The organism is Phormidium pseudopriestleyi FRX01, from assembly GCF_017313335.1.
Taxonomy (GTDB): Bacteria; Cyanobacteriota; Cyanobacteriia; order Cyanobacteriales; family Laspinemataceae; genus Laspinema; species Laspinema pseudopriestleyi.
Genome location: NZ_JAFLQW010000276.1, coordinates 1 through 8568, shown reverse-complemented (window position 1 = coordinate 8568; position 8568 = coordinate 1). Strand labels below are relative to the sequence as shown.

At 50.0% G+C, this 8568-nt stretch carries 11 protein-coding genes; 6 read left to right on the top strand and 5 right to left on the bottom strand.

Annotated features, from left to right (window positions below):
• Positions 1 to 355 precede the first annotated feature (355 nt).
• Positions 356 to 592 carry a hypothetical protein gene (locus J0895_RS10085; RefSeq protein WP_207087971.1) on the top strand — a complete coding sequence of 79 codons (237 nt, stop codon included), beginning with the start codon at positions 356 to 358 and terminating at the stop codon, positions 590 to 592.
• An 81-nt stretch (positions 593 to 673) separates the two neighbouring features.
• Here J0895_RS10085 and ilvC read toward each other — a convergent pair whose 3' ends face one another.
• Complete coding sequence (gene ilvC, locus J0895_RS10080) at positions 674 to 1669, bottom strand: ketol-acid reductoisomerase (protein ID WP_207087970.1); 996 nt, start codon at positions 1667 to 1669, stop codon at positions 674 to 676.
• 249 nt (positions 1670 to 1918) lie between these two features.
• On the opposite strand from ilvC, the gene J0895_RS10075 reads away from it, so the two are divergent.
• From J0895_RS10075 to J0895_RS10065, 3 genes are all read left to right on the top strand, one after another.
• Positions 1919 to 2551: a hypothetical protein gene (locus J0895_RS10075; protein WP_207087969.1), complete on the top strand. Its 633-nt coding sequence runs from the start codon at positions 1919 to 1921 to the stop codon at positions 2549 to 2551.
• A gap of 112 nt (positions 2552 to 2663) precedes the next feature.
• Positions 2664 to 3218, top strand: coding sequence for a J domain-containing protein (locus J0895_RS10070; protein WP_207087968.1), 555 nt, complete (start codon positions 2664 to 2666; stop codon positions 3216 to 3218).
• A gap of 106 nt (positions 3219 to 3324) precedes the next feature.
• Positions 3325 to 3597: a DUF3143 domain-containing protein gene (locus tag J0895_RS10065; RefSeq protein WP_207087967.1), complete on the top strand. Its 273-nt coding sequence runs from the start codon at positions 3325 to 3327 to the stop codon at positions 3595 to 3597.
• Positions 3598 to 3768: 171 nt separating this feature from the next.
• Here the strand turns inward: J0895_RS10065 and J0895_RS10060 are convergent, their stop codons facing one another.
• From J0895_RS10060 to lysA, 4 genes are read right to left on the bottom strand one after another with little or no spacing between them, the layout of a single operon-like run.
• Positions 3769 to 4518, bottom strand: coding sequence for an isoprenyl transferase (locus tag J0895_RS10060; protein ID WP_207087966.1), 750 nt, complete (start codon positions 4516 to 4518; stop codon positions 3769 to 3771).
• Positions 4515 to 5471: a diadenylate cyclase CdaA gene (cdaA, locus tag J0895_RS10055; protein ID WP_207087965.1), complete on the bottom strand. Its 957-nt coding sequence runs from the start codon at positions 5469 to 5471 to the stop codon at positions 4515 to 4517. The genes J0895_RS10060 and cdaA overlap by 4 nt, the downstream gene beginning before the upstream one ends.
• Positions 5472 to 5495: 24 nt before the next feature.
• Complete coding sequence (locus J0895_RS10050) at positions 5496 to 5669, bottom strand: hypothetical protein (RefSeq protein WP_207087964.1); 174 nt, start codon at positions 5667 to 5669, stop codon at positions 5496 to 5498.
• 29 nt (positions 5670 to 5698) lie between these two features.
• Entirely contained in the window at positions 5699 to 7108 is a 1410-nt protein-coding gene (gene lysA, locus J0895_RS10045; RefSeq protein ID WP_207087963.1) for a diaminopimelate decarboxylase, read from the bottom strand.
• 101 nt (positions 7109 to 7209) lie between these two features.
• Between lysA and rimI the strand changes: the two genes are divergently transcribed.
• Positions 7210 to 7791, top strand: coding sequence for a ribosomal protein S18-alanine N-acetyltransferase (gene rimI, locus J0895_RS10040; protein WP_207087962.1), 582 nt, complete (start codon positions 7210 to 7212; stop codon positions 7789 to 7791).
• A 203-nt stretch (positions 7792 to 7994) separates the two neighbouring features.
• Positions 7995 to 8354 (top strand): hypothetical protein, encoded by a 360-nt coding sequence (locus J0895_RS10035; RefSeq protein WP_207087961.1) that lies wholly within the window; start codon positions 7995 to 7997, stop codon positions 8352 to 8354.
• The last annotated feature ends 214 nt before the right edge of the window (positions 8355 to 8568 follow it).

The following is an 8568-nucleotide window of genomic DNA, read 5'->3' as shown; positions in this document are numbered from 1 at the left end:
GAGAAAAGGTTAGCGATCGCCCGGGTGGAGAGAACAATCCGGACCGGCGATCGGCTTTAGCAAAGGGTTTGCCGGGGCAATGAAGTGAACCCCTGGATTCAAGTCTACTCCCACGGGCGATCGCCACTCAGGACTCGGTGAACAGAAAAAGCGTTCTCAATCCATTCCAGCCAGTTGATAATTGCGATCGCCCACAGGCAACCCACTCCACTCATCCAGCCCCCCGCCTAAAGAAATAAAATCCCAGCCCGCCCAAATTGGGTCCTAATTTTCCTAAAACCAGAGAAAATGTGGTATAATCATATTGTGTGAGCCTCACAGAACAGTGCTGTCCTTTCACTCTAAAAGACAACAGATGCTTAAAACCACCTTAATTACAGGCTCGATTCTCTTGGCGTTTCTGTATATTGGATTTGGAGATCAACTTACCTTTCTGCCAAAAGAAATGCAGACAACGAGCGTCCAAACTCGCACCAGCCTCACGAAATTTGGCACAGGACTCATCCCGAATTGGGTTTCTAGGACTAAAGAAAAACCCGATTCGTTTGAGCGAACCGAAGAACAACTCCAGCAAGAACAAAAGGGTAAGTGATGGAATCCCCAACCCTTGGACAATTCCAGTGAACCACAGACGCACCCTAGGGCGCGTCTGTGGTTTTTCTAATTCAGCGGCTTATTTTTTCTTCAGCCAGCTAAACATGGCCCGCAAATCTTTTCCGACTTCCTCAATGGGATGTTCGGCTTCTTGTCGGCGCATGGCTGTAAATCCAGCCTTACCGGATTGGTTCTCTAACACGAATTCCCGAGCAAATTGTCCCGTCTGAATTTCCTTGAGAATTTTCCGCATTTCGGCGCGGGTGGTATCGGTGACGATGCGAGGACCGCGAGTGTAGTCTCCATATTCTGCGGTATTGGAGATACTATCGCGCATGGTGGCGAGTCCACCTTCCACAATCAAGTCAACGATTAGTTTGACTTCATGCAGACATTCAAAATAAGCCAATTCCGGCTGATATCCCGCTTCAACCAAGGTTTCAAACCCGGCTTTAATCAAGGCACTTAGGCCCCCACAGAGCACCGCTTGTTCACCAAACAGGTCGGTTTCGGTTTCTTCGCGGAAAGTCGTTTCTAGGATACCAGCGCGGGTGCCGCCAATGCCTTTGGCATAAGCCATTGCCCGATCGCGAGCTTGACCCGTAGCATCTTGATACACCGCAAACAATGCCGGAACCCCTTCTCCCTGTTCATAAGTCCGACGCACCAAATGTCCTGGCCCTTTCGGTGCCACCATCACCACATCCACATTATCCGGGGGAACAATTTGTCCAAAATGAATGTTAAAGCCGTGGGCGAAACACAGTACGTTGCCTGTGCTGAGATTCGGCTCAATTTCATGTTTATAAACCGACTTTTGGACCTCATCCGGCAACAAAATCATAATCCAATCAGCAGCTTTCGCGGCATCAGCAACGCTATGCACGGTCAATCCGGCATCTTTTGCTTTGGTGGCTGATTTGCTGCCCGGATACAGCCCGACAATGACGTTCATGCCACTATCTTTCAGGTTGAGGGCGTGGGCGTGACCTTGAGAGCCGTAACCAATAATTGCAATGGTTTTTCCGGCTAATAGGTCCAAATTTGCGTCTTCGTCGTAGTACATCCGGGCCATAACAGACGTCTCCTTCCAGCAAGCTTCGTACATATTGCAAACTTCTTATTGTATCAGATAAGGGTCAAGATTCCAAGTTTTTGTTTCGTTTTTCAACGGCAATTGTAGGGTGGGCACTGCCCACCTGACTTACTGTGGGCAGTGCCCACCCTACAATTGCTGTGGGATTGGGTTCTATTTCATTCCGGCGGCTTAACGCTACCCTAGAAATTGTAGGCTCGATATCATGTCCCAGGAAGGATAGAACCAATGGATGAAGTGGTAAAAAAGGTGGCCGCTTTGGGACTGCCTGGAATCATTCTGGCGATCGCAATGGCAACGACGGGATTAACGGGTTCGGCAGCGATCGCCGCTGCCTTAGCCTTGTTGGGGGGTCCAGTCGGAGTCCTCGGCGGCATCGGCGTTTTGGGGATTACGGGGTTAATTGCTGAATATCTGACCCAGGAAAGTATTGAACAGTTACTCACCGATGTCTATCGGGTGCGGGGGCGCACGGAACGCACCCAAACGGTTTTAGGGGAGTTGGAGAGGTTACCAATTTCTGAGGAGTTGAAATCTCGTCTGGAATGGGAAGTGCGGCAAGTGGGTAACCAACAGGCTAATTTTGCCTCTTCAATTGGACCGATGACTCAGGAGGCGATCGCCATTTTAGACCAGGTGCGGGGCATCAACTATGCCTCAGACAGTGACTTGAAAAATTCCAGACCGATTTTTGTCCTGCGGGATGGGACGGTGGTCCGCACCTGGAAAAATTGGTTGGGAATTGACTATATTTTCCTAGCCGATACCCAGGGGAATATAATTTATGGGGGGTTTGTCAGTTGGCTGGATAGCGACTCGGTGAATGAGGCGATCGCCCGGATTCGCACAGACTTTACTTAAAATTTACTTAAAATGAAGACTAGGGATAGATGCGATAAACTAGCTAAAACTGACGCCAGTGGTGTTTGTTGTGACTCAAAACCGGGCAAATTTTAACAACCGAAAACCCCCGATGCCACCGGGTACCCTGTCGGCACTGAATTATTATGCCTTGCTTGGCCTGGACAATGGGGCAACGGGGCCGGAAATTCGCCGCGCATATCGGGAACTGAGCAAGCGCTATCATCCAGATACCTCCCCCCTTCCCCAGGCGGAAGCGCGGGAAAAGTTTCAACAGCTTAAGGATGCCTACACGACCCTGAGTAATGACCGAGAACGACATCTCTATGATGTGAAATTGAGACTAGAGCGGGACGGAATTGGGGGAAATGGGGTGGCATTACCACCGCACTGGAAACGCACCCCTGATGCTGCTTATGGGCGGTCTCCAGGGACGAGTCGAGAACCGTCTGAGCGTCCTTTGTCCGGTGGGGAGTTGTTTGTGCTGTTGATTCTGGGGATCACGTTGATGGGTTGTTTGTTGCTGGCGATCGCGATCGGGTTAACCCGGGAAAATGTCCCGTTACCATCATCTCAGACTCCAGAGTTGTTCTCAATGCCCGTCTCGACGATCGCCTCGGATGGGAGAATATATCTATCCGGCCAAAGCTGGATGTTGAATCCGTGAAATGCCTTTTTGATCCTCAAAAAAGAGGAGGAGGCGACGGCGATCGGTGAATCCCAGCAGAACAGAACAAAATTTCTAAACTTACTTGAGCAAGGCTAAATGAACTATGACATTACCTTCACCGGATACCCCGCTTTATAACCATGCTCTTCCGGCGATCGAGCAATGGTTAGAGGACCAAGGATGCGAACAAGACCACACCGAACTGCACTGCTGGCGGGTAGAACGCCCCAGTTGGAATGCAGAACTCGTACTGGATGTTGAACACGTCAGTGTCCGCTACATCAATGCTGAGGGGGGAGTGCAAGAGGTTCAACGCTCCTTCAAATATTCTCTGAGTCGGCGAGATATTGAAGAAGCGATTTTTAGTGGACCCTAGGGGTGATTGGTCATTGGTTGTTGGTCATTGGTTGTTGGTTGTTGGTTGTTGGTTGTTGGTTGTTGGTTGTTGGTTGTTGGTTGTTGGTTATTGGTCATTGGTTGTTGGTCATTGGTCATTGGTTGTTGGTTGTTGGGGGAGAATTGGGGGATGGGGGAGAATGGGGGGTGGTTACACCTTGCCGAAACGGCGTTCTCGTTTTTGATAGGAACGGAGGGCGTAATGGAATTCTTCGCGGTTAAAATCTGGCCAGAGGGTTTCGGTGACATAGAGTTCGGAGTAGGCGACTTGCCAGAGGAGAAAATTGCTCAGACGCATTTCGCCACTGGTGCGAATCAGCAAATCCGGGTCCCCGACATCGGAGGTGTAGAGATGGCGTTCAAATAACGCCTCATCGATTTGTTCGGGTTGAATTAAACCTTGCTGCACCTGTTGGGCGATCGCCCGACAAGCTTGGACGATTTCCTGACGACCCCCGTAATTCGTGGCGATCGAAAAGTGAATCCCTTTATTGTTGCGAGTATTTTCCACCGATCGCCCGATTTCTTCTTGGAGGGATTTCGGCAAAGACTCTAAGTTTCCCACAAAGTTAATCCGGACATTTTCCTCCATCATCTCCTGGAGTTCTTGGCGCAGGACCCGCTCAAACAGCGTCATCAAAAAATTGACTTCCTCTAAGGGACGCCCCCAATTTTCACTCGAAAACGCATAAACCGTGAGGGCCTGAATTCCCCAATCGCGACAGCAGCGCAGGAGGTCCTTGAGGGTATCAACTCCGCGCCGATGCCCCATAAAGCGGGGCATTCCATGAAGCTTTGCCCATCGACCATTTCCATCCATAATCACTGCTACGTGCTTGGGGAGTCTCTCGCAATCGAGGTCAGCAGGCAACTGTTGTAAAGCTGATGGCTTGGTAATCATTTTTTCTCCCGTGAAGCCGATGATGGAAGACGGAGCAAGCGTAGCACGAGTCCGACTGCTTTTGATAGTAACTGACGAGCTAAATTTGGCAAATCAGGAGCGACAGGTTCCCGTTCGACGGTTTGTGAAAATCGGGCTTGTAGTAGTTCCTTGAGTTTGCTGCTCGTTAAAGGTCGATTCAGGGTACCTTTTTCGGCCAAAGAAATCGAGCCAGTTTCCTCAGAAACGACAACACAAACGCAGTTTTCGACTCGTTCCGTAATCCCCATTGCGGCGCGATGGCGGGTTCCTAACTGTCGGGAAGCGGTGCGATCGGACAAAGGTAGAATCACCCCTGCTGCCATAATTCGCGAGGCGCGAATTAATAGCGCCCCATCATGCAACAGGGTACTGGTCTGAAAAATGGTCTGTAAGAGTTCTTTAGAGACCTCGGCATTGATTTTTACCCCCGGAACCGAAAAATCCCGTTCGTCTATGGGACCGCTGGTTTCTAAAATCATCAAAGCGCCGGTGCGGTTTTGGGAGAGTTCCTTGACTGCATCGACGATTTCATCAATGACACTATCGGGTTTAGGAATAATCTGGCGGTAAGGTTGAAACAGTTGCCGGATTTCCCCTTTACCCAATTGTTCCAAAAATCGACGGAATTCCGACTGCAGAATCACCGCCATTGCCACTGCCGAACCGATGACTAAGCTATTGAGGACGAAACTCAACAGAGTCAGTTTAAGGCGGGTACTGATAGCTGCTGCGACCATCAGAATGATAAATCCGCGAACGATCCAAAGGGTGCGGCGTTCCCCAATGATGACGAGCACCATATAGGTCAGGGCCAAAACTAAGAGGATGTCAAGCGGATTTTTAATCCATTCGTTCCAAATTTGGACCAGGTGAAGCAGCAAGGACTGAGTCCAGTTCGGGTCGATCGACAATTGCTCCCACAAATATCCCATCGGATCTCGATTAACCTTGCGCTTCTACATGACGAGATTGATAGGCTGGCAATCTCGCCAGCCTTTTGCTTTTTCGTGGGTTAAAATCCACGGATGGTTGAGTCCAAGCCGTTGTCCACCCTGGGCGATCGCCCCAACACTAGAATCAGTTTTTAACCGATTACATGGCTCAATTCCAGAAGTTTTCAGGGCTGACACCGCCGGTCCTGTGCCAAAATGAATGGCTATTAACTCAGATGAGCCAGTCGTTCAGGTAGGCGATCTTGTCGAATTAAATCTTCGTAAGTTTCCCGGGCCAGGATAATATTCGCAATGCCATCGTTGACTAATACGGCAGCGGGTCTGGGTACCCGATTATAATTCGAGGCCATGCTGTAATTGTAAGCACCTGTGGTCATGACGACTAGAATATCCCCGCTTTCCGTTTTAGGCAGACTGGCTTGATGAATTACGATGTCCCCGGATTCGCAGTGCTTACCGGCTATGGTAACAGTTTCAGTCAGGGGTGCGGACATCCGATTGGCGACAACGGCTCGATAGACGGATTGATAGGTAATCGGACGGGGGTTATCGGACATCCCGCCATCTACGGAAAGATAGGTGCGGATTCCAGGGACCTGTTTTTGTGCGCCGAGGGTGTAGGCGGTGACGCAAGCTGGACCAATGAGCGATCGCCCGGGTTCACAGAGTAATTTCGGTAAAGCCACTTGTTGGGACTCGCAGGCTTCGATAATGGCTGCGCTGACGCCTTTGACCCATTCCTCAATGCTCGGGGGGTCGTCGGATTCTGTATAGCGAATGCCTAATCCGCCTCCGACATTCAGTTCGGTAATCGGGAGTTGGTAGGCAGCGGCTTGTTTTAACCACTGCACCATCACGCCAGCCAGGTCCCGATGGGGTTGTCGTTCAAAAATTTGGGAGCCAATATGGGCATGGAGTCCAATGCAGGTCAAAATGGGATGCTGTTGGACAAAGGCAAAGACTTCTTCGATTTGGTCGGGATCAAAGCCAAATTTACTGTCTAGGTGTCCGGTGCGGATATATTCATGGGTGTGACACTCGATCCCTGGGGTGAACCGCAGCATGATCCGGATGGCTGAATCGGGGGTTTCCTTGGCGATCGCCACTAATTGATGCAAGTCCTGCCAGTTATCGGCAACGACGGTACAGCCACTGGCAACAGCCATCTGCAATTCTTCTTTGGATTTGTTGTTGCCATGCAGATACATTTTTTCCGGGGGTAAACCGGCTTCTAGGGCCGTGTACAGTTCACCGCCACTGACGACATCGATCCCGAGGTTTTCTTGGCCGACGATCGCACAAATTGCCAAGCAATTCCAGGCTTTCGATGCATACAACACTTGAGATTGACCTGGATAGTACCGAGCAAATAGGTCCCGATACTGTCTGGCCCCTTCTCTGAGGGTGTCTTCGTCCACAATATAAAGGGGCGAACCGAACTGCTCAACCAAGGTGACGACATCACAGCCGCCGATTTCTAGGCGATCGTGGTCATTCGCGCGGGCAGTGAGCGGGAGCAGTTCCTGATTGGGCGATCGCCTCTCGGTGGCGCTACTGGATTGAGTTAGATACTGACGGCCTGTTTTCTGAGCCGCAGGGGTTTGAATGGATACCATATTTAAGAATTTGTATGAGGTTAAGTCGAGCAGCGTAAGTGGCTTCGTTTTCCAGTGTACAATCGTCTCCTGTCCTTTCTCCAATTAACCTCGGCTGTTTTGTGCCTGTTCTATTACTCAACCGACTCACCCCCGACCTGTTAGAGTCTGTCGTGGAACTCGATCAGCGTTCTTTGGGCGGAATGTGGAGCTTTGATGCCTATCAGCGCGAGTTCAACAGTCCTAACAGTGACTTGCTGGTGTTATCGATTCCCGCAACACCGGACTCTTCTGATTCTCCGGACTCTCCTCCCATCTCCCCTCTGGTGGGCATCGGTTGCCTCTGGTCGATTCTGGAGGAAGCTCATATCACGGTTCTGGCTATTCATCCCGATTATTGGCATCAGGGTTTCGGTCAGTCTCTCCTCTATGGGTTGCTGACTTGTGCTCAGCAGCGAGGACTGGAATGGGCCACCTTGGAAGTGCGTCGCTCTAATCAACCGGCTTTGTCCCTCTACCAAAAGTTTGGCTTTAGAGAGGTTGGCTCTCGCAAACGGTACTATAAAGACACGGACGAAGATGCCCTGATTTTTTGGCGTTCTGGTTTACATAAACCCGAATTCACTGACAGTTTAGGGCAGTGGGAAGTTATTGTGCGCGATCGCCTCTCTCAATCCGGCTGGTCTTTATCGATACATCTTTAGAATGATGATTTTTGGATAGTTTTTGGTATAATGTTACCAGGTTTTCTGAAACTTTAAAAACAACTTTGAAAAGTTGGGGTTTCATGACGATCGCAACAGCAGACCCTAGGTCTGATTGTTGAATTTTTCATTGACCAGTTAAACAGGCTTCTTTTTTACCTTGTCTAGTAAAACCACCCCAGGGTATTTAATGGGGTATATATATGTCAAAACTACTGTCTACACTGCTGACTTTCGCGGGAGTCAGTCTGAGTCTGACCGCGATGGGACCGGCAACGGCAATGAATTCTGAACAGTTCATTGCACAGGGTCCTGAATCTAGTCCTGAATCTACCGAGGCGATCACGCAAATAGATATGGGCGATCGGGCCGATCTGGAACGGGGGATTAGTGATTTTGACTGGGATCTCCCCAATCAAAACCCCCAGACTCAATTCGGCACTCCCCTACTCCTTCCCATCCGACTCACTGTTCCTTCCCAGGAAAACGAGGGTGATGGGTTAGCGGTTCAAATCGATTTCACTCGCTTAGATCGGTTAGAACAGGTCGAGGGCCAACGGTGATTGATTTCAGCTTAAAGGGGAGGGTAGCGACGGCTACCCTCCCCTTTCTCATGGAGTCATTCCAAATTAAACCGACACCCTTCTCTTACCCGTTGGGAACAGAGTCTTTTTAAATCATCCACTAAAAATCCCTGGATTCCAGCAGTTTCCCGATGCCGCAAACAAGACTCACTCATAAATTGACTCAGAATGCAAATATATCATCTCCACCTGG